This is a genomic window from Ruegeria sp. BH8 (assembly GCF_056538065.1).
In genome coordinates this window covers 152,695-171,855 of sequence record NZ_JBQFSP010000006.1, presented here as the reverse complement: position 1 = coordinate 171,855, position 19,161 = coordinate 152,695, and the positions used below count along the sequence as shown (strand labels likewise).

The window sequence follows — 19,161 nt, the reverse complement described above, 5'->3', positions numbered from 1 at the left end:
CTTTTTCCTGCCTCGGAATTGATGTTTATAGGCCCAAACGGGCAAGGACCAGTGCAATGACGATGTGGGTTTTCGGTTATGGATCGCTGCTGTGGAATCCGGGCTTCCCGGTCGCGCGCAGCGAACGCGCGACACTGCATGGCTATGCCCGGTCCTTCTGCATGAGCTCGATCCACCACCGGGGAACCGAGGAAGAACCGGGGCTGGTGCTGGCGCTGGACGAACAGGCAAACGCGACCTGCACCGGTCTGGCCCTTGCGGTTGAAACCGGTCACGAAGACCGCACCCTGCACGAACTGCGCGAGCGCGAGCTGATCTCGTCGGCCTATGTCGAACGTATGCTGGATGTGCATCTGGAAAATGGCGACATTGTCAACGCCGTGACCTATGTGATCGATGCCGACCATGTGCAGTATTGCGGCGGGATGCCGTTGGAGGATCAGGCCCGGATCATCGCCCATGCGGTTGGCGGGCGCGGCCCGAATGACGAATACCTGTACAATACCGCCGAACATCTGGCCGAGATCGGCCTGCGCGACGCCGATCTTGAGTGGTTGGCGCAACGGGTGCGCAGTATTACCGCATAAACTCTTGGCGTCACCAGTGGAATTTCGCTAGTTTCGACGCAGAGCAGGCAAATACCGGGAACCACGCGCATGGCGCAGGCACATCAGGGCGCGAGACCCCATTTCTCGCATCCAACACGGCAGATTCTGTTGATGTTGATGGCGATCGGCCTGTCCGGGCTGGGTGTGTTTCTGGCGCTGCCCTATGTGTTACCGGTGTTCTTCGCCAACCCGTACCTGAACGGCTTCATCCTGATGGTTTTTCTGATCGGCGTTCTTGCCTGTTTCTATCAGGTGACGCAACTGATCGGATCCGTACGCTGGATCGAGGCCTTCGTCGGCGGTGTTGTTCGCGAAGACGCCCGCACGCCGCAATTGCTTGCACCTTTGGCATCATTGCTGCGCGAACGGGGCGCGCGGTCGCAGATCAGCTCCACTTCAACCCGCTCGATTCTGGATTCCGTAGCCGAACGGGTCGAGGAAGAGCGGGAGATCACTCGCTATATCACCAATGTGCTGATCTATCTGGGTCTTTTGGGCACATTCTTCGGTTTGGCGACAACCGTACCTGCCATCGTCGATACGATCCGCAGCCTTAATCCGCAAGAGGGCGAAGAAGGGCTGGCCGTGTTCAACCGCCTGATGACCGGGCTCGAAGCGCAGTTGCAGGGAATGGGCGTTGCGTTCGGATCGTCTCTGCTGGGTCTGGCCGGGTCGCTGATCGTCGGTCTGCTCGAAGTTTTCGCAGGGCACGGCCAGAACCGTTTCTATCGTGAGCTCGAAGAATGGCTGTCTTCGATCACCCGTGTAGGTTTCGCGGGTGGAGAAGAAGGCGGTGCCGAAATAGCCGTGCTCACGCCGGTGCTGGACGCCATGTCCGAACAGATGGACGCGTTGCAGGATCTGTTTTCAGCGCAGGAAAGCGACCGGGCCGAGGTTTCCGCCAAGCTGGGTTTGCTGGTCGATGTGATCGGTGAGATGAACAACCGTCAGGCCAATACCGAAAGTGTCACAGCGGTGTTGGAACGCGTGGCGCTGGGTCAGGAAGCCCTGCTGGATCACATGCGCGATCACGGTGCGGGTGAAGGTATCGACGCCGAAAGCCGGATGCGCCTGCGCTCGATGGATGTGCAGCTGCTGCGTATCCTCGAAGAGATATCGGCGGGTCGGCAGGAAAGCATGAACGAGTTCCGCAAGGATATTGAACTGCTGGTCAAGGCGCTGACCCTGCCGCGCGGTGCGGTACGCACCTCGCCGGAAGGAGAATAGCCCATGGCGCTGTCCCGCCGCACCGGTCAACGGTTCCAGGGCTCGGTCTGGCCCGGTTTCGTCGACGCGATGACGGGGCTGTTGATGGTGCTGACCTTTGTGCTGACCATCTTCATGGTGATCCAGTTTGTGCTGCGCGAAACCATCTCGGGTCAGGAAGACGAACTGACCACATTGGCCGACGAAATCGCGGCGCTGGCGGGGGCGCTGGGGCTGGAAGAACGCGAAAACAGCCGGTTGCAGGCGCGGCTTGGGGCGTTGAATACCACCCTGTCGCAGGCCGAAGACGATCTGGCGCAAGCCCAGTCACTGATCGCATCACTGACCACCGAGCGCGACCGACAGGCTGTCGCTTTGGATCAGGCACAGACCCGGATCACCAATTTCGAAGCGCAAGTTGCCGCCCTGCTGGCCGAACAGGAACGGGCACTGGGTGATATTGCAGCGCTTGAATCGCAGCGCGCGAAACTGCTGACCGAGCAGGAGGCGTTGAACCTGGCGCTTGCCCAAAGCCGCGAGGAAATCGACGCACAGACCGAAGCCGCCCGTTTGGCCGCTGCCCGTCGGGAAGCACTGGAAGCACTGGTGGCGGATCTGGAGCAAGGCAGCGCCGACCGGGACGCCCAGATCACCAACCTTGAACAGCAGCTCAGCGATGAAGAGGCCGCCCGTCTGGCCGAAGCCGCCGCCGCCGAAGCATTGCGTAACCGCCTTCAGGATGCCGATGCCGAACTGACGGCCATGACACTCGCACTCGAAGCGCAGCGCAAAGAGGCTGAAGACACACTCACCCTGCTGGCGGCAGCACAGGCGGCGCGTGCCGCGTTGGAGCGTCAGTTTGGCGACGTGAACCCCGATGAACTGCGGGCCCAGCTTGAATCCGCTTTGCAGGCGCAGACACAAGCGCAGGCGGATGCCGATGCGCAACGCTCTCTGGCCGAGCAGCGGCAGGCCTTATTGGACCTCGCCAATGCGACGCTTTCGGATGAAAAAGAAATCTCTGCCGAGGCGCAGAGAGAGGCCGCCCTGCTGAACCAGCAGATCGCCGCCCTACGCGGGCAATTGGGCTCTTTGCAGGCTTTGCTTGATGATTTCGAAGAACGCAACGCCGCCGCCGAGGTGCAGATTCAGACCTTAGGGCAGGACCTGAACGCCGCACTGGCCCGTGCCGCATCCGAAGAACGCAGGCGCCGTCTGCTGGAAGAAGCGGAGCGCCTGCGTCTTGAGGCCGAGGCCAAGGCTCTGGCCGGGCAGAACCAGGAACTGGCGGCACAGGCCGAGGACCTGCAACGCTATCGCTCGGAATTCTTTGGTCGTTTGCGGGACGTCCTTGGCGGTCAGGAAGGGGTGCGCATCGAAGGCGACCGGTTCGTGTTCTCGTCCGAGGTTCTGTTTCCGACCGGGTCTGCCGTGCTGTCCGCAGAAGGGCAGCAGGAAGTCGCCAAGGTGGCCAGCATCCTGCGCAGTGTCGCTGCTGAAATCCCGCCCGGTCTGAACTGGGTGATCCGGGTCGACGGCCATACCGACAACGTTCCTCTGGCCGGGTCGGGCAGGTATCGCGACAACTGGGAGCTCAGCCAGGGTCGCGCGCTGTCGGTTGTGCGCTATATGGTTGACGCGCTGGGCATTCCGCCCAACCGCCTTGCAGCCAACGGGTTTGGTGAATTCCAGCCCGTCAATCCGGCTGACACGCCCGAGGCACGCGCGCAAAACCGCCGGATCGAGTTGAAGCTGACCGAAAGGTAAGGCCACTGGCCCTTAGCAGTCACGAAAACAAACAGCCGATCCGCAACCGGTTAGTGGCGATCCCGGCCACAGTGACCCGAACCGTTGGAAAATCAAGGCGGTGCATGTCCGCCAGACGTTTCACACGCGGCCTAACCGAGATGCCAACGCGACGCCGGGTAGGCGGGTGGGCCTTGCCAGCGCTGGGCGAAACCAAAAAAACCCGCCTTGGTAGGCGGGTTTTCTGTTAAATGCGGCGGGCGATCAGTCCGCCGTCAGAAGCGGAGGCTTGTCACCCGAAATGCGCGGTTGATCCGGGCCAAGGATCTCAAGATCCAGATCACCTTTCTTGACCGAGACACGGACCACACCGCCTTTTGCCAGCTTGCCAAACAACAATTCTTCGGCCAGCGGTTTCTTGATGTATTCCTGAATGACGCGACCCAGCGGGCGCGCACCCATCTTGTCGTCATACCCTTTATCCGCCAGCCATTCGGCGGCTTTGGGTGTCAGATCAATGGTCACACCACGATCCAGCAACTGCGCTTCCAGTTGCAGGACGAATTTCTCGACCACCTGCAAAATGACCTCTTTCGGCAGCGGCGCGAACGAGATCACGGCATCCAGACGGTTGCGGAATTCCGGCGTGAACATGCGTTCAATCGCGGCGGTGTCTTCGCCCTCGCGACGGTCACGACCGAACCCGATCGCGGCCTTGGCCTGCTCTTGCGCCCCCGCGTTCGAGGTCATGATCAGCACCACGTTGCGGAAGTTCACTGTACGGCCGTTATGGTCGGTCAGTTCCCCATGGTCCATCACCTGCAACAGGATGTTGAACACGTCCGGGTGCGCCTTTTCAATCTCGTCCAGCAGCAACACACAATGTGGATGCTGGTCGACACCGTCGGTCAGCAGGCCGCCCTGATCGAACCCGACATAGCCCGGAGGCGCGCCGATCAGACGGCTGACCGCGTGTTTCTCCATGTATTCCGACATGTCGAAACGCAGCAGTTCAACGCCCAGCGTATCCGCCAGCTGTTTCGCCACCTCGGTCTTGCCCACGCCGGTCGGGCCGGCAAACAGATAGTTGCCGATGGGCTTTTCGGGTTCCCGCAGGCCGGCGCGGGCCAGTTTGATTGCGCTGGCCAGCGCCTCGATCGCCAGATTCTGACCAAACACCACCCGTTTCAGCGAGGCTTCGAGGTCTTTCAGCACCTCGGCATCGTCCTTGGTGACGTTCTTGGGCGGGATGCGGGCGATCTTGGCAACCACGGCCTCAATCTCTTTGACACCAATGGTTTTGCGCCGTTTGCTTTCCGCCACCAGATGCTGCGCCGCGCCAGCCTCGTCAATCACGTCGATGGCCTTGTCGGGCAGCTTGCGGTCGTTGATGTAACGTGCCGACAGCTCGACCGCCGTTTTGATCGCATCAGCGGTATACTTGATGTCGTGATGTTTTTCGAAATAAGGCTTCAGACCGCGCAGGATCTTGACGCTGTCTTCAACCGAAGGCTCGTTCACATCGATCTTCTGGAACCGGCGCGACAGGGCGCGGTCCTTTTCAAAATGCTGGCGAAACTCTTTGTAGGTGGTCGAGCCCATGGTGCGCAGCTTGCCGCCCTGCAACGCAGGTTTCAGCAGGTTCGACGCATCCATTGCCCCGCCCGAGGTTGCACCAGCACCGATCACGGTGTGAATTTCGTCGATGAACAGCACCGCGTCGGGGTGCTCTTCCAGCTCGGTTACAACCGCTTTCAGGCGTTCCTCGAAATCGCCGCGATAACGGGTCCCGGCCAGCAGCGCACCCATGTCCAGCGAGTAGATGGTGGTGTTTGCCAAGACATCCGGCGCCTCTCCGGCGACGATCTTGTGCGCCAGACCTTCGGCGATGGCGGTTTTGCCCACGCCCGGATCGCCCACCAGCAGCGGGTTGTTCTTGCGGCGGCGGCACAGCACCTGGATACAGCGTTCCACCTCATCCGCGCGCCCGATCAGAGGATCGACATCACCCGCACGCGATTTCGCGTTCAGGTCAATGCAGTATTTCCCAAGCGCACTTTCCTTTTGTTCCGTGTCGCCGGAACCTGTCTGAGCTTCTTCTTCCACCTGATCCGCACCGGATACCGACCGGCTTTCGCCATACGCGGGGTCTTTGGCCACGCCATGGGCGATGAAATTGACCGCGTCATACCGGGTCATGTCCTGTTCCTGCAGGAAATAGGCGGCATTGCTTTCGCGCTCGGCAAAAATGGCGACCAGCACATTGGCACCGGTCACTTCGGTCCGGCCCGAGCTTTGCACATGGATCGCGGCGCGTTGAATGACGCGCTGGAACGCTGCCGTTGGTACGGCTTCGGACCCGTCAATATCTGTGACCAGATTTGAAAGATCTTCGTCTATGAACTCAACCAGAGTGCTGCGCAACTCGTCCAGATCAACGCTGCACGCTTTCATGACGCGCACCGCATCGGGTTCTTCCAGAAGCGCCAGCAGCAAATGCTCCAGCGTTGCAAATTCGTGTCGCCGTTCATTCGCAGCCGCAAGGGCCGCGTGGATGGCTTGTTCCAGTGTGCTCGAGAATGAAGGCACGCGGGTGCTCCTCTGTCTTGGGTCAGAAGGGGGCGGGCTTTCGGCCGGAACCCCATCCCAACCATGTCCTCATACTATTAGAGTTTGGTTGATCGTGGCCCGGCTTCAAGGGTTTTCTTTCACTTGACAGTCACATTTGTTGTGACCGTGGCCGTGAAGAGGGGCAAATAAGCATCAGAACCTGTCTTTTCTACCCCGAATTTCGGCGAAAACCGCCACAGGATCGGCGTTTTCCATGCCAAGATGGGCCTGAATCGCCGGATCCGTGGCCCTCAGGAACGGGTTGGTGGCTTTTTCAAGCGCCAAAACCGACGGAACAGTGGCTTCGCCAGCGGCGCGGGCGCGGTCGATATCGGCAATTCGCTGTTTCAGCGCAGCGTTCTCGGGATCGACGGTAATGGCGAATTTCGCATTGGATTGTGTATATTCATGCCCCGAACAGACCAGAGTGTCGTCCGGCAAAGCGGCCAGCTTGCTCAGCGACGCCCACATCTGCGCCGGGCTGCCTTCGAACAGACGCCCACACCCGAGGGCCATCAGGCTGTCAGCGGTAAAGACAACTGCGCTCTGCGGAAAATAAAACGCGATATGACCAACTGTGTGCCCCGAAACGTCCAGCACCTCGACCGGTTCGCCACCCACCTCAAAGCTGTCGCCTTCGGCAACCTGCTGGTCCAGCGGGGGCAGGCGGTGCGCGTCGGCGGCCGCACCGATGACCTTTGCGGGGTGCTTGGCCAGAATTTCGGCCAGCCCTTCAACGTGATCCCAGTGATGATGGGTCAGCAGCACATGTGACAACGTCCATCCCCGATCTTCCAGTGCTGCAAGAATCGGCGCGGCTTCGGGCGCATCGATCAGCGCAGTCTGGCCATTGCCGCTGTCATGGGCCAGAAAGGCGTAATTGTCGCTGAGGCACGGGATTGTAACGATTTCAAGAGGCATGGCCTTTTGCCCTTTCATTGCTAGACTGCGCCCAGCTAAGCCGATTGACCGGATGTCCGCAATGCATCTTGATGTGCAGGATCTGAGGAACTTCTACTACCGCAGCACCCTTGGGCGCGCGGCACAGGCAGCTATTCGCGGGCGGCTGACCGAGCTCTGGCCCGAAGCCAAAGGTCAGACCGTTGCCGGTTTTGGCTTTGCCGTGCCGCTATTGCGCCCTTATCTGGCCGGTGCGCGCCGGGTCATCGGGCTGATGCCCGGCCCGCAGGGTGTGATGCCCTGGCCTGCGGGGATGCCCAATGTCTCGGTCCTGACGGAGGAGACCCGGTGGCCCATTGAAACCGGTCACGTGGACAAGCTGGTGGTGATGCACGGGCTGGAAACGTCCGAGCGGCCAAACCAGCTGCTGGAGGAATGCTGGCGTGTTCTGGGCCCTGGTGGCAGGGCCGTGTTCATTGTTCCGAACCGGGCGGGTCTGTGGTCACGTACGGACAAAACGCCATTTGGCTTTGGTCATCCCTATTCCGCCACTCAGCTGGAAAATCAGCTCAGGTCGCATTACTTCCTGCCCGAGGCGCATTGCTCGGCTCTTTACATGCCGCCGTCCTTCCGGCGGTTCTGGTTGAAATCGGGCAGTCTGATCGAAAAAACCGGACAGCGCATTCCAACTGTCATGGCGGGCGGGGTGTTGATGGTTGAGGTCACAAAGAACATTCATCCGCCTCGGGGCAATGTCACCAAAGATGCCATAAGGAAGCCGATCAAGGCGCTTGACGGTTTGCTAAAGCCTGCATGACAACTGCGTGCATCCCAAAGTGACAAATTCGCGAGAAAAAAGTCACAGGAATCGCAAAAACCTGCATATTCGTAACATTTTTCAACCGGGTTGACGGGTCCAAACGGTCGCACTTGGTGTAAGTGTATGAAAATTAACATTTTGTGGATAAATCTGTTACCGCTATAGCGTATTGCTTGGTTGGTTCACCTCTGCTACATCCCCGGTGATTTTGATCCCCGACCGTCTGGCCGGGGTTTCCTCACGCCCCAAGGTAGCGGCCGCTACCCAAAATCGGGGCCTCAAATATCGGAAGGGTGGACGTGTCCGAACCAGCTTCGATTTCCACAGGCATCGCCGAGCGCTATGCCACCGCGATCTTCGAGATCGCAAAAGAGAATAATGACCTTGCGGGTCTGGAATCCGGCATCAATGATCTGGCAGCAGCACTGGGCGACAGTGCCGACCTGCGTGACCTGATCGCATCGCCTTTGATTTCGCGGGCCGAGCAAGAAGGAGCAATTGCCGCTGTTGCTGACAAGATGGGGCTGAACGCCATCCTGCGCAACACGCTGGCTCTGATGGCGCAGAAACGCCGCCTGTTTGTTGTGCCGCAACTGGTGCAGGTGCTGCGTGACATGCTGGCAGATGAGCGTGGCGAAGTGACCGCCGATGTCGCCTCGGCCAAGGCGCTGACCAAGACACAACTGGAAAAACTGTCCAAGACGCTGTCCGAGCGTGTGGGCAAGACCGTAACTATCAATGCGACCGTGGATGAAAGCCTCATCGGCGGTCTTGTCGTCAAAGTGGGCTCGAAAATGATCGACAGTTCGATCCGTTCGAAGCTGAACTCCCTACAGAATGCAATGAAAGAGGTCGGATAAATGGGAATCCAAGCTGCAGAGATTTCTGCAATCCTGAAGGACCAGATCAAGAATTTTGGTCAGGAAGCCGAAGTGGCCGAGATCGGTCGCGTGCTGAGCGTCGGTGACGGGATTGCCCGTGTATATGGCCTGGACAACGTTCAAGCCGGTGAGATGGTCGAATTCCCCGGCGGCATCATGGGTATGGCGCTGAACCTGGAAAGCGACAACGTCGGTGTCGTTATTTTCGGTTCTGACCGTGACATCAAAGAAGGTGACACTGTCAAGCGCACCAACTCGATCGTGGACGTTCCGATCGGTGACGAGCTGCTGGGCCGTGTTGTTGACGGTCTGGGCAACCCGCTGGATGGCAAAGGTCCGATCAATGCCACCAAGCGTGGCGTTGCAGACGTCAAGGCACCTGGCATCATCCCGCGTAAATCGGTGCACGAACCGATGGCAACCGGCCTGAAATCGGTTGACGCGATGATCCCGATTGGCCGTGGCCAGCGCGAGCTGATCATTGGTGACCGACAGACCGGTAAAACCGCTGTGGCTCTGGACACCATCCTGAACCAGAAGGTCTATAACGAAGCAGCAGGCGACGACGAGTCGAAGAAACTGTACTGCGTTTACGTTGCGATCGGTCAGAAACGTTCGACCGTTGCCCAGCTGGTGAAGAAACTGGAAGAATCCGGTGCGATTGAGTATTCGATCGTTGTCGCCGCAACCGCGTCCGACCCGGCACCGATGCAGTTCCTGGCACCCTATGCCGCAACCGCGATGGCGGAATACTTCCGTGACAATGGCCGCCACGCGCTGATCATCTATGATGACCTGTCGAAACAGGCCGTGTCCTACCGTCAGATGTCGCTGCTGCTGCGCCGCCCGCCGGGCCGCGAAGCCTATCCGGGTGACGTTTTCTACCTCCACTCCCGCCTGCTGGAACGTTCGGCGAAGCTGAACGAAGACTTCGGCGCAGGTTCGCTGACCGCTCTGCCGGTTATCGAAACCCAGGGTGGTGACGTTTCGGCCTTTATTCCGACCAACGTGATCTCGATCACCGACGGTCAGATCTTCCTGGAAACCGAACTGTTCTATCAGGGCATCCGTCCTGCTGTGAACACCGGTCTGTCGGTTTCGCGTGTGGGCTCGTCGGCTCAGACCGACGCGATGAAATCGGTTGCCGGTCCGGTCAAGCTGGAACTGGCTCAGTATCGCGAAATGGCGGCCTTTGCACAGTTTGGTTCCGACCTCGACGCCGCAACCCAGCAGCTGCTGAACCGCGGTGCGCGCCTGACCGAGCTGATGAAGCAGCCGCAGTACTCGCCGCTGACCAACGCGGAAATCGTCTGCGTCATCTTCGCGGGCACCAACGGTTACCTCGATAAGATCGACGTGTCGGATGTTGGCCGCTACGAGGCTGGCCTGCTGGCGCATCTGCGCGGCAAGCACGCTGACCTGCTGAAGTGGATCACCGACGAAGATCCGAAGATCAAAGGCGACGCGTCCGACAAACTCAAAGCAGCGATCGACGAATACGCCGCGACCTTCGCTTGATAGGAGGTTCCGATGCCTAGTCTGAAGGACCTTAAAAACAGGATCGAGTCGGTCAAATCGACCCGCAAGATCACCAAGGCCATGCAGATGGTCGCGGCCGCAAAACTGCGCCGCGCCCAGGAATCTGCCGAAGCCTCGCGCCCTTATGCCGAGCGGTTCAATGCCGTGATGGCCGGGCTGGCGGCGTCGGTCGGGGGCAGCGACAGCGCCCCCAAGCTGCTCCGTGGTTCGGGCAGTGATGATGTCCATCTGCTGGTTGTGTTGACAGCTGAACGCGGCCTGTGTGGCGGCTTCAACTCGAACATCGCCAAGCTGGCCCGCCAGAAGGCGGAAGAGCTGCGCGGCAAGGGCAAGACGGTCAAGATTCTGACCGTCGGCAAGAAAGGCCGCGACGCGCTCAAGCGTGATTTTGGCGATCTGTTCGTTGGGCATGTGGACCTGAGCGAGGTCAAGCGTCTGGGTTATTCCAACGCGCAGGACATCGCAAAGGACATCCTGTCCCGCTTCGACGGGGGCGAGTTCGACGTTGCCACGATCTTCTACTCGAAGTTCGTCAACGTTGTGACCCAGATCCCGACGGCACAGCAAGTCATCCCCGCCTCGTTCGAGGAATCGGAAGGTGACGACAGCGGTGCCATTTTCGACTACGAGCCCAGCGAAGAGGCCATTCTGGCCGACCTGCTGCCCAAGGGGGTTGCGACCGCGATCTTCTCGGCTCTGCTCGAAAACGGAGCGTCTGAACAGGGCGCGCGGATGTCCGCAATGGACAACGCGACACGCAACGCGGGTGAGATGATCGACAAGCTGACGATCCAGTTCAACCGCTCGCGTCAGGCCGTGATCACCAACGAGCTGATTGAAATTATTTCCGGCGCCGAGGCGCTGTAGAGACAAACCGGAGACGAAACATGGCGAATGCAAAAGGCAAAGTCACACAGATCATCGGGGCCGTCGTCGACGTGCACTTCGAAGATCAGCTGCCTGAAATTCTGAACGCGCTGGAAACCACCAACAACGGCAAGCGCCTGGTGTTGGAAGTTGCTCAGCACCTGGGTGAAAACACTGTCCGCACCATCGCGATGGACGCGACCGAAGGTCTGGTCCGTGGTGAAGTGGTCACCGACACCGGTGCACCGATCTCGGTTCCGGTTGGCAACGCCACCCTGGGCCGCATCCTGAACGTGGTCGGCGAGCCGATCGACGAAAAAGGCCCGGTTGAGGCAACCGAAGCGCGCGCGATCCACCAGCCCGCACCGACCTTTGCCGAACAGTCGACCGAGTCCGAAGTTCTGGTCACCGGCATCAAGGTGGTTGACCTGCTGGCCCCTTACGCCAAAGGCGGTAAGATCGGCCTGTTCGGCGGCGCCGGCGTTGGTAAAACCGTTCTGATCATGGAACTGATCAACAACATCGCAAAAGTGCACTCGGGCTTCTCGGTGTTTGCGGGTGTTGGTGAACGGACCCGTGAAGGCAACGACCTGTATCACGAGATGATCGAATCGAACGTGATCAAGCCGGACAACCTGTCGGAAAGCCAGGTGGCCCTGGTTTACGGTCAGATGAACGAGCCTCCGGGTGCGCGTGCGCGTGTTGCTCTGACCGGTCTGACTCTGGCCGAGCAGTTCCGCGACCAGTCCGGTACCGACGTTCTGTTCTTCGTCGACAACATCTTCCGCTTTACACAGGCGGGTTCCGAGGTGTCGGCTCTGCTGGGTCGTATCCCGTCCGCTGTGGGCTACCAGCCGACACTGGCCACAGACATGGGTGCCCTGCAGGAACGCATCACCTCGACAAAGGCCGGATCGATCACTTCGGTGCAGGCGATCTACGTGCCTGCGGACGACTTGACCGACCCCGCGCCGGCAACCTCGTTTGCTCACTTGGATGCGACCACCGTTCTTAACCGTGCGATCTCGGAAAAGGGTATCTACCCGGCGGTTGACCCGCTCGACTCGACCTCGCGCCTGCTCGACCCGGCCATCGTCGGCGAAGAGCACTACAAGGTTGCGACCGACGTTCAGCAGATCCTCCAGCGCTACAAGTCACTGCAGGACATCATCGCCATCCTCGGCATGGACGAACTGTCGGAAGAGGACAAGCTGACCGTGGCCCGTGCCCGTAAGATCGAACGCTTCCTGTCGCAGCCGTTCGACGTGGCCGAGGTCTTCACCGGCTCGCCGGGTGTTCAGGTTCCTCTGGATGTCACAATCTCGTCGTTCAAGGCCGTTGTGGCTGGCGAATACGATCACCTGCCCGAAGCAGCCTTCCTGATGGTTGGCGGCATCGACGAAGTGATCGCCAAAGCCGAGAAAATGGCAGCAGCAGCCGCCTAAGGAGTATCCCTGATGGCAAACACGATGCATTTCGACCTCGTCAGCCCCGAGCGGAGCCTTGCTTCACTCGAGGTCACCGCGGTCCAGATTCCCGGCGCGGACGGGGACATGACGGCGATGCCCGATCATGCCCCCACCATCACAACGCTGCGCCCCGGTCTGCTGAAGGTTGAGGCACCCGAAGGGTCCAGCGAATACCTGGTCACCGGCGGGTTTGCCCAGATCAACGGCGACAGCCTGTCGGTTTTGGCCGAAAAGGCGGTTCCGGTTTCGGAAATCACCCGTTCGCATATGGACGAGCTGATTGCCGAGGCACGCGCCTCGCACGAAGCGGCAAAGGGCGGCGACGACATGTCGATCGTCGACGAAGCCGCCAAGCTGCTGGCCGATATGGAAGCTCTTGGGACACATATGAGCCTGTAATTGGCTTAACAGTGGAAAATTGGAACGGCCTCGCGATTGCGGGGCCGTTTTTTTTGTCGTGCTTTTGCCAGAAAGCCGGGGTAAGTTGCGGAAATTCAAGTATAATGATGAAAACATGAAAAAATTTCTGACCCATCCCATTGGCATCGATCAGGGTGAAAGTGTTCTGTTTTCGGAATTTGCCGAAGGCGGGGACATGTGGACTGGCGAAGGCCCCCGCGAACGCCGGAAACCCATCCAATTCAAGGGCACGTTTCTTAGCCCGCCCATGGTTCAGATCGGGATTTCCCTTTGGGATGTCGACACATCATCAGCCCTGCGCGCCGAGGTTCAGGCAGAAAATATCACCTCGGAAGGGTTCGAAGCGGTGTTTCGGACATGGTCCGACACGCGGATTGCCCGGATCCGGATCAGTTGGACCGCGTTTGGAGAGGTAGCACACCCCGACGACTGGAACATTTCCTGATCCGGGGCTTGCAGGACAGGCGCGGGGCTCAGTCGTCCTGCGCTTCGATCATGTCGACCCGTGTGGCGTGGCGGCCACCTTCGAATTCGGCCCCCAGAAACGCATCCACAATATCCAGCGCCTGACCTTCGCCGACAACGCGCGCGCCAATCGACAGCATGTTGGCATTGTTGTGCTGGCGGATCATCCGCGCAGAAAACGCATCCGAACAGACACCGCAGCGAATGCCGGGCACCTTGTTTGCGGCCATCATGATGCCCTGACCCGTGCCGCAGAGGATAATGCCCAATCCGCAATCCCCCGAAGCCACGGCCAGTGCCGCGGCCTTGCCGTGTTTGGGGTAATGGGTGCTTTCAGGGGTCGTCGGGCCGATATCGACCACGTCCCAGCCTTGCTGCGCGATGTGGTTGGCCACAGCCTGACGCAGCTCGATTGCCGCGTGGTCGCTGGAAAGAACAATGCGTTTGTTGCCAGTCATGGAGATCGGTCCACTTGTGTCGCTGATCGCGCACATGGGTCAGGCTTGTGCGCAATCGATGGTTCAAAAAGAAAGGGACGACACATCCTGTCGCCCCGTCCAAACTCAATCCATCTGGTACATGGATTCGTAGATCGGTGTCAGCGTCTTGTCTTCGAACAGGGATGACACGCTGGTTCCGTTCCAGATGTTCAGGATCGCCTGCGTAAAGATAGGCGCGGTCGGAACAATGCGGATGTTCTTGGCGCCCAAAATCTCTTTGGTCGGCTGGATGGTGTCGGTCAGCACCAGCGACTTCATCACCGAATTTGTCACCCGTTCCACCGCAGGGCCGCTCATGACGCCATGCGTGATGTAGGAATGAACCTCTTTCGCACCGTTATCCAGCAGCACCTGCGCCGCCTTGCACAGCGTTCCGGCGGTGTCGCACATGTCGTCGACGATCAGACAGATCTTGTCCTTCACATCCCCGATCACGGTCATCTCGGCGACTTCGCCCGCTTTCTCGCGGCGCTTGTCCACGATCGACAGAGGGGCGTTGATCCGCTTGGCCAGTTCGCGTGCGCGGGCCACGCCGCCCACGTCGGGTGAAACCACCATGATTTCATCCAGATTTCCCTTGAACTGATGCTTCACATCCAGCGCAAAGATGGGCGAGGCATAAAGGTTGTCCACGGGCATATCGAAAAAGCCCTGAATCTGGGCCGCGTGCAGGTCCATTGTCAGGATCCGTTCGATCCCGGCCCCGGTCAGCATGTTGGCCACCAGCTTGGCGCTGATGGGCGTGCGGGCCTTGGTGCGACGGTCCTGACGAGCGTACCCGAAATACGGGATCACGGCAGTGATCCGCTGCGCGGACGACCGGCGCAGGGCATCTGCGATGATCAGCAGTTCCATCAGGTTGTCATTGGCCGGGTTCGAGGTCGGCTGGATAATGAACATATCCTCGCCGCGCACATTCTCGAATACTTCGACGAAAATCTCACCGTCGTTGAACCGTTCGACACGCGCATCGACCAGACCCTGATCAACGCCTCGGTACAGGCTCATGCGGCGTGCGATGGCTTGGGCAAGCGGAAGGTTGGCGTTCCCAGCGATAAGCTTGGGTTCGTGAAGTGTCGGCATCGGCTGAGGTCCCCGGGCAGCAATGGCAATGTGACAGAATCGTGATGTTGACACCGCTTAGCATGGCCTTACCGTCCCGCAAAGGTAACGCAGCGGAGAAAGTGCACATGACCCAGATTGACTACTTTTTTGCGACACTCTCACCCTATTCCTATCTGGCGGGGATGCGGCTGGAAGATATCGCGGCGAAACACGGCGCGACGATCAACTATAAACCGCTGGACATTATCGCCCTGTTCGCGCGCACCGGGGGAACCCCTCCGAAAGACCGGCATATCTCTCGTATCGAGTACCGCGCACAGGAGTTGCTGCGCCAATCGAAGAATCTGGGGATGGAGTTCAATCTGAAACCGGCGCACTGGCCGACCAACATGGCCCCGTCATCTTATGCGGTTATTGCCGCGATCAAGGACGGTTCGGGCGATGTGGGTAAGCTGTGTCATTCCTTCCTTCGCGCCTGCTGGGCCGAGGAAAAGGATATCGCACAGGACGATGTCATCCGCGAATGTCTGACGCAAGCCGGGTTTGATCCCGGTCTGGCAGACAGCGGCTTGCTGGTGGGGGCAGAAACCTATGCCGCCAACCTAGAGGAAGCCGTGGACCGGGGTGTCTTCGGCGCACCGTTCTATATCACGCCCGACGATCAGCGGTTCTGGGGTCAGGACAGGCTGGACGATCTGGACCGGCATCTGGCCAAGATGAACGGGTGACGGTCAGGGCCGTGATGCAATCCGTTTTCGTCAGGCACTTGGGTGAGGGGGAGCGGAAACTGCTCGCCCTCCATTGCACGATTGCGCATTCCGGTGCCTGGTCTGGTTTGGCCAGTGCGCTGGATGGCTGCGCGTCATTTATTGCCCCGGATATGTTGTCGCATGGGCGCAGCCCGGATTGGGACGGGCAGGGTGATTTCTTTGTCGCAGTGACCAAACCCGCCCTGGCTGAATTGACCGAACCCATGGATGTAATCGGGCATTCCTTTGGGGCGATGATCGCGCTCAGGCTGGCGATCGAACATCCCGACCGCGTGCGCAGCCTGATCCTGATCGAACCCGTGTTCTTTGCAGTTGCAAAACAGGATGCGCCGCTGTTGTTCGAACAGCACGAACGGGACTCCGAGCCGGTCAATGCGGCCTTCGCATCTGGTGACAAGGTTTTGGCGGCGCGCCTGTTCAACAGGGCGTGGAGCACGAAGATCAGCCCCAAATGGCCTGATTTGCCCGAACGCACGCGGGCAAATATGGTGCGTGGAATCGATGCGGTTCCGGCTGTGCAGCCTGTGCTCTACGATGATCAGGCAGGGTTGCTTGACGCCGATCAGCTTCGGCGTGCATCGATGCCGACCCTGCTGCTGAGCGGGTCAGAGACGCCGCCGGTGATCCACGCGATTTGCGCAGGGCTGAAACGGCGCCTGCCTGATGCACGCCATGAACGCATCAACGGCGCAGGGCACATGCTGCCGATTTCACACCCTGATGAAACCGGCGCTTTGCTGCGGGCGTTCTGGCAGGCCAACGCCCCGTTAGGCGTTAAAGCAGATTGAGAAACTGATCGATCTCCGCCGCTCCGATGGACCAGTCGCAAACCAGCCTGCACGCGAGGTTTTCGTTTTCATCCTCGCCGTCCAGCTCTGCCCCCCAAAGGTGATAAACCGCGCCGGCCTCATGCAGCTGCTTGTGCTTCGCGCGTGGGAATGAGGCAAAGATCATATTGGCCTGCGGTTCGTGCAGAAACGCGGCCCCCTTGGCGCGCAAACCCTCGGCCAAGCGGGCGCAGTTGTCATTGGCCTGACGTGCCATCTTCAGCCACAGGTCGTCTTCCAGATAGGCCGCCATCTGAGCGGACAGATAGCGGTGCTTGGAAAACAGATGCGCCCCGCGCTTGCGCCGCAGCTCAAACTCCCAGGCTTTGCTTTCATCAAAGAACACCACCGCCTCGACACCCATCAGACCGTTCTTGGTGCCACCAAAACTGACAGCATCCACACCTGCTTTCCACGTCATATCCGCCGGGGAACAGTTCAGCGCAACCAACGCGTTGGTAAAGCGCGCGCCGTCCAGATGTACAGGCAGGCCGTACATCTTGGCGACCCCGCACAGGGCCTGCAACTCTGCCAGCGAATAAACCGATCCGCGCTCGGTCACTTGTGTGATCGACACGGGTCCGCGCTGCGGCCCATGTACGCCGCGTGTTTCTTCACCCAGAATTGACCCGCGCAGCGCCTCAGGGGTCATCTTGTCTCCGCCCGGAACCAGGGTCAGCTTGGCGCCGCTGTAAAACTCCGGTGCGTTGCATTCGTCCTCGTGGATATGCGCGACTGGGGAACAGAAAACCGTTTCCCAAGGCTTTGACAATGTTGCAAGGGCCAGAGAATTCGCGGCTGTCCCCGTCGCCACCAGATAGACCGCAGCACCCGGAGCCTCGAAGATGCTGCGGATACGGTCGCGCACCTCGTTCATCAGCGTATCCGCACCATAGGCCATCTGATAGCCCTGATTGACCTCGGCCAGCCTGGCCATGACCTGCGGATGAACCGGCCCGGAATTGTCAGACGCGAAATGCATCAGCTTGGCTCCTCGATTATGTAATCTTCCCACTCTTCCATGGGTGTCTCAAACTCGGACACTGTGCGCCCCTGAACCGAGACCCCGGCGGCATGCACACTGTCCGCTGTACCAGATATCAACGGGTGCCAGTCGTAAAGCGGTTTGCCTTCCCACAGCAACCGATACGCGCAGGTTTGTGGCAACCAATAGGCATGTTCGTCGATATTGTCGGGGGTCATGACGATGCATTCGGGCACGAATTGATGCCGGATGTCGTATTGTACGCAGCGGCAGCTTTCGTCATCCAACAGGCGGCACGCGACGCAGGTCAGGGCAACCTCGCCCGTGTCTTCATCTTCCAGCTTGTTCAGGCAGCATTTGCCGCAGCCATCACATAACGCCTCCCACTCGCGCTGGTTCATTTGGCGCAGGGGTTTGCGCTCCCAAAACCGGGCAGGCAGGCCCGTGCGTTCAATCGGATCAACACTCATAGGGTGGTCAATATACCGCGGGCCTGTTTGCAGTCGGCATCCATCTGCGTGATCAGACTCTCCAGCCCGTCAAATGTCATCTCGGGGCGCAGAAAGTCGATCAGACCCACCGACAGCGTCGCCCCGTACAGATCGCCCGAAAAGTCGAACAGGAAGGTTTCGATATTGGGCACCTGGCCGTTAAACATCGGACGTACCCCGATCGAGGCCGCGCCGTGATAGCTGCCTTTATGCGGCCCATCCAACACGTCCACCAATACGGCGTAGACACCGAACTTTGGCGGGTGCAGCCCTTCGATGGACATATTCGCGGTGGGAAAGCCCAACTCGCGCCCGCGCTGTTCGCCCCCGATCACTTCGCCTTCGATCCGGTGCCAGTGTCCCAGCATCGCGGCTGCGTCCCGTGGTCGGCCGTCGCTCAGCGCGGTGCGAATGGCGGTTGAGGACACAACGTTTTCCGACCGTTCCATCAAAGGCGCAATCGTCACGCCGAACCCCATGTCCCGCCCGAACCGCACCAGATCCTGCGCCGTGCCGCTGCGGCCCTTGCCAAAGCAGAAATCGGCCCCCACCACGACATGCGACAGGCCCAGCCCGTCGCAGATCACGTTGCGTGCAAACTCTTCCGGCGATAGCCCTGCCAGCGCGGCGTTGAACGGCAGTTCATACAGCTTCTCTACGCCCAGCTTTTCCAGCCGGTGCGCCCGCGCATTGCCCCGCATCAGGCGGAACGGAGGCGTGTCCGGCGCAAAATACTCCCGCGGATGCGGCTCGAAGGTCAACACACCCAGCGGCGCCTCCGGCGCTGCACTACGGGCCAGTTCAATGACCGACTGGTGCCCCAAATGAACGCCGTCGAAATTCCCGATTGCCACGCTGGCGCCGCGATCTTCTGGCTGGACGAACTGGATATCCCGGATGATGTGCATAGACGATTGCGTAGCGGCGCGAGTCAATTTGTTCAAGCGGCAGTTTGAATTCCAAGAATGTGATCCTGTGATTGAGCTCTGAAC

General features: G+C 59.7%; 19 protein-coding genes. 12 read left to right on the top strand and 7 right to left on the bottom strand.

Features of this window, described 5'->3' with window-relative positions; genetic code table 11:
* The first annotated feature begins 56 nt into the window (after positions 1–56).
* The 3 genes from ACR0AD_RS12835 (at position 57) to ACR0AD_RS12825 (ending at position 3,581) form a co-directional block, all read left to right on the top strand.
* Entirely contained in the window at positions 57–587 is a 531-nt protein-coding gene (locus tag ACR0AD_RS12835) for a gamma-glutamylcyclotransferase (protein ID WP_480487542.1), read from the top strand.
* Between the two features lie 69 nt (positions 588–656).
* Positions 657–1,835: a biopolymer transporter ExbB gene (locus ACR0AD_RS12830; RefSeq protein WP_480487544.1), complete on the top strand. Its 1,179-nt coding sequence runs from the start codon at positions 657–659 to the stop codon at positions 1,833–1,835.
* A 3-nt stretch (positions 1,836–1,838) separates the two neighbouring features.
* On the top strand, positions 1,839–3,581 hold the full coding sequence (locus ACR0AD_RS12825) for a peptidoglycan -binding protein (protein ID WP_480487546.1): 1,743 nt from the start codon (positions 1,839–1,841) through the stop codon (positions 3,579–3,581).
* Between the two features lie 243 nt (positions 3,582–3,824).
* Here ACR0AD_RS12825 and clpA read toward each other — a convergent pair whose 3' ends face one another.
* Positions 3,825–6,149: an ATP-dependent Clp protease ATP-binding subunit ClpA gene (gene clpA / locus ACR0AD_RS12820; RefSeq protein ID WP_480482288.1), complete on the bottom strand. Its 2,325-nt coding sequence runs from the start codon at positions 6,147–6,149 to the stop codon at positions 3,825–3,827.
* A gap of 174 nt (positions 6,150–6,323) precedes the next feature.
* The gene (gene gloB / locus ACR0AD_RS12815; protein WP_267363007.1) at positions 6,324–7,091 is read right to left on the bottom strand and encodes a hydroxyacylglutathione hydrolase; all 768 of its coding nucleotides are present in this window, start codon (positions 7,089–7,091) and stop codon (positions 6,324–6,326) included.
* 61 nt (positions 7,092–7,152) lie between these two features.
* Here gloB and ACR0AD_RS12810 point away from each other — a divergent pair, with 61 nt between their 5' ends.
* The 7 genes from ACR0AD_RS12810 to ACR0AD_RS12780 all read left to right on the top strand — a co-directional run bounded on the left by ACR0AD_RS12810 (position 7,153) and on the right by ACR0AD_RS12780 (position 13,511).
* The gene (locus ACR0AD_RS12810; RefSeq protein WP_480487547.1) at positions 7,153–7,887 is read left to right on the top strand and encodes a class I SAM-dependent methyltransferase; all 735 of its coding nucleotides are present in this window, start codon (positions 7,153–7,155) and stop codon (positions 7,885–7,887) included.
* Positions 7,888–8,189: 302 nt separating this feature from the next.
* Positions 8,190–8,750 carry a F0F1 ATP synthase subunit delta gene (locus ACR0AD_RS12805; protein ID WP_209598051.1) on the top strand — a complete coding sequence of 187 codons (561 nt, stop codon included), beginning with the start codon at positions 8,190–8,192 and terminating at the stop codon, positions 8,748–8,750.
* Entirely contained in the window at positions 8,751–10,289 is a 1,539-nt protein-coding gene (atpA, locus tag ACR0AD_RS12800) for a F0F1 ATP synthase subunit alpha (protein ID WP_209504804.1), read from the top strand.
* A 12-nt stretch (positions 10,290–10,301) separates the two neighbouring features.
* On the top strand, positions 10,302–11,177 hold the full coding sequence (locus ACR0AD_RS12795) for a F0F1 ATP synthase subunit gamma (RefSeq protein ID WP_480487549.1): 876 nt from the start codon (positions 10,302–10,304) through the stop codon (positions 11,175–11,177).
* Positions 11,178–11,197: 20 nt separating this feature from the next.
* A complete protein-coding gene (gene atpD, locus ACR0AD_RS12790) occupies positions 11,198–12,622 on the top strand; it encodes a F0F1 ATP synthase subunit beta (protein WP_209504802.1) in 1,425 nt (474 codons plus the stop codon).
* 12 nt (positions 12,623–12,634) lie between these two features.
* Positions 12,635–13,045 carry a F0F1 ATP synthase subunit epsilon gene (locus ACR0AD_RS12785; RefSeq protein ID WP_209504801.1) on the top strand — a complete coding sequence of 137 codons (411 nt, stop codon included), beginning with the start codon at positions 12,635–12,637 and terminating at the stop codon, positions 13,043–13,045.
* Between the two features lie 115 nt (positions 13,046–13,160).
* On the top strand, positions 13,161–13,511 hold the full coding sequence (locus ACR0AD_RS12780; RefSeq protein WP_480482280.1) for an H-type lectin domain-containing protein: 351 nt from the start codon (positions 13,161–13,163) through the stop codon (positions 13,509–13,511).
* Between the two features lie 28 nt (positions 13,512–13,539).
* Here ACR0AD_RS12780 and rpiB read toward each other — a convergent pair whose 3' ends face one another.
* Entirely contained in the window at positions 13,540–13,989 is a 450-nt protein-coding gene (gene rpiB, locus ACR0AD_RS12775) for a ribose 5-phosphate isomerase B (RefSeq protein ID WP_480487551.1), read from the bottom strand.
* A 105-nt stretch (positions 13,990–14,094) separates the two neighbouring features.
* Positions 14,095–15,114: a ribose-phosphate pyrophosphokinase gene (locus tag ACR0AD_RS12770; RefSeq protein WP_209504798.1), complete on the bottom strand. Its 1,020-nt coding sequence runs from the start codon at positions 15,112–15,114 to the stop codon at positions 14,095–14,097.
* Between the two features lie 107 nt (positions 15,115–15,221).
* Between ACR0AD_RS12770 and ACR0AD_RS12765 the strand changes: the two genes are divergently transcribed.
* Positions 15,222–15,824, top strand: coding sequence for a DsbA family protein (locus ACR0AD_RS12765; RefSeq protein WP_480487552.1), 603 nt, complete (start codon positions 15,222–15,224; stop codon positions 15,822–15,824).
* On the top strand, positions 15,821–16,654 hold the full coding sequence (locus ACR0AD_RS12760) for an alpha/beta fold hydrolase (protein WP_480487554.1): 834 nt from the start codon (positions 15,821–15,823) through the stop codon (positions 16,652–16,654). Before ACR0AD_RS12765 ends, ACR0AD_RS12760 begins: the two co-directional genes overlap by 4 nt.
* Here the strand turns inward: ACR0AD_RS12760 and ACR0AD_RS12755 are convergent.
* Genes ACR0AD_RS12755 through ACR0AD_RS12745 form a run of 3 tightly spaced genes read right to left on the bottom strand, consistent with a single transcriptional unit; the run spans position 16,641 to position 19,077 of the window.
* Entirely contained in the window at positions 16,641–17,675 is a 1,035-nt protein-coding gene (locus tag ACR0AD_RS12755) for a threonine aldolase family protein (protein WP_480487555.1), read from the bottom strand. The two genes, ACR0AD_RS12760 and ACR0AD_RS12755, sit on opposite strands and share 14 nt — an antisense overlap.
* Positions 17,675–18,148 (bottom strand): YcgN family cysteine cluster protein, encoded by a 474-nt coding sequence (locus ACR0AD_RS12750; RefSeq protein ID WP_209504795.1) that lies wholly within the window; start codon positions 18,146–18,148, stop codon positions 17,675–17,677. The genes ACR0AD_RS12755 and ACR0AD_RS12750 overlap by 1 nt, the downstream gene beginning before the upstream one ends.
* Positions 18,145–19,077 (bottom strand): bifunctional riboflavin kinase/FAD synthetase, encoded by a 933-nt coding sequence (locus tag ACR0AD_RS12745; RefSeq protein WP_480487557.1) that lies wholly within the window; start codon positions 19,075–19,077, stop codon positions 18,145–18,147. Before ACR0AD_RS12745 ends, ACR0AD_RS12750 begins: the two co-directional genes overlap by 4 nt.
* Positions 19,078–19,161: the final 84 nt, after the last annotated feature.

Excerpts from the sequence above, each read along its gene's own strand:
- ACR0AD_RS12835 (WP_480487542.1), top strand. The coding sequence starts at position 57 with ATGACGATGTGGGTTTTCGGTTATGGATCGCTGCTGTGGAATCCGGGC.
- atpA (WP_209504804.1), top strand. The coding sequence starts at position 8,751 with ATGGGAATCCAAGCTGCAGAGATTTCTGCAATCCTGAAGGACCAGATC.
- atpD (WP_209504802.1), top strand. The coding sequence starts at position 11,198 with ATGGCGAATGCAAAAGGCAAAGTCACACAGATCATCGGGGCCGTCGTC.
- ACR0AD_RS12795 (WP_480487549.1), top strand. The coding sequence starts at position 10,302 with ATGCCTAGTCTGAAGGACCTTAAAAACAGGATCGAGTCGGTCAAATCG.
- ACR0AD_RS12770 (WP_209504798.1), bottom strand. The coding sequence starts at position 15,114 with ATGCCGACACTTCACGAACCCAAGCTTATCGCTGGGAACGCCAACCTT.
- ACR0AD_RS12785 (WP_209504801.1), top strand. The coding sequence starts at position 12,635 with ATGGCAAACACGATGCATTTCGACCTCGTCAGCCCCGAGCGGAGCCTT.
- ACR0AD_RS12780 (WP_480482280.1), top strand. The coding sequence starts at position 13,161 with ATGAAAAAATTTCTGACCCATCCCATTGGCATCGATCAGGGTGAAAGT.
- ACR0AD_RS12825 (WP_480487546.1), top strand. The coding sequence starts at position 1,839 with ATGGCGCTGTCCCGCCGCACCGGTCAACGGTTCCAGGGCTCGGTCTGG.
- gloB (WP_267363007.1), bottom strand. The coding sequence starts at position 7,091 with ATGCCTCTTGAAATCGTTACAATCCCGTGCCTCAGCGACAATTACGCC.
- ACR0AD_RS12810 (WP_480487547.1), top strand. The coding sequence starts at position 7,153 with ATGCATCTTGATGTGCAGGATCTGAGGAACTTCTACTACCGCAGCACC.
- rpiB (WP_480487551.1), bottom strand. The coding sequence starts at position 13,989 with ATGACTGGCAACAAACGCATTGTTCTTTCCAGCGACCACGCGGCAATC.
- ACR0AD_RS12750 (WP_209504795.1), bottom strand. The coding sequence starts at position 18,148 with ATGAGTGTTGATCCGATTGAACGCACGGGCCTGCCTGCCCGGTTTTGG.
- ACR0AD_RS12765 (WP_480487552.1), top strand. The coding sequence starts at position 15,222 with ATGACCCAGATTGACTACTTTTTTGCGACACTCTCACCCTATTCCTAT.
- ACR0AD_RS12830 (WP_480487544.1), top strand. The coding sequence starts at position 657 with ATGGCGCAGGCACATCAGGGCGCGAGACCCCATTTCTCGCATCCAACA.
- ACR0AD_RS12745 (WP_480487557.1), bottom strand. The coding sequence starts at position 19,077 with ATGCACATCATCCGGGATATCCAGTTCGTCCAGCCAGAAGATCGCGGC.
- ACR0AD_RS12755 (WP_480487555.1), bottom strand. The coding sequence starts at position 17,675 with ATGCATTTCGCGTCTGACAATTCCGGGCCGGTTCATCCGCAGGTCATG.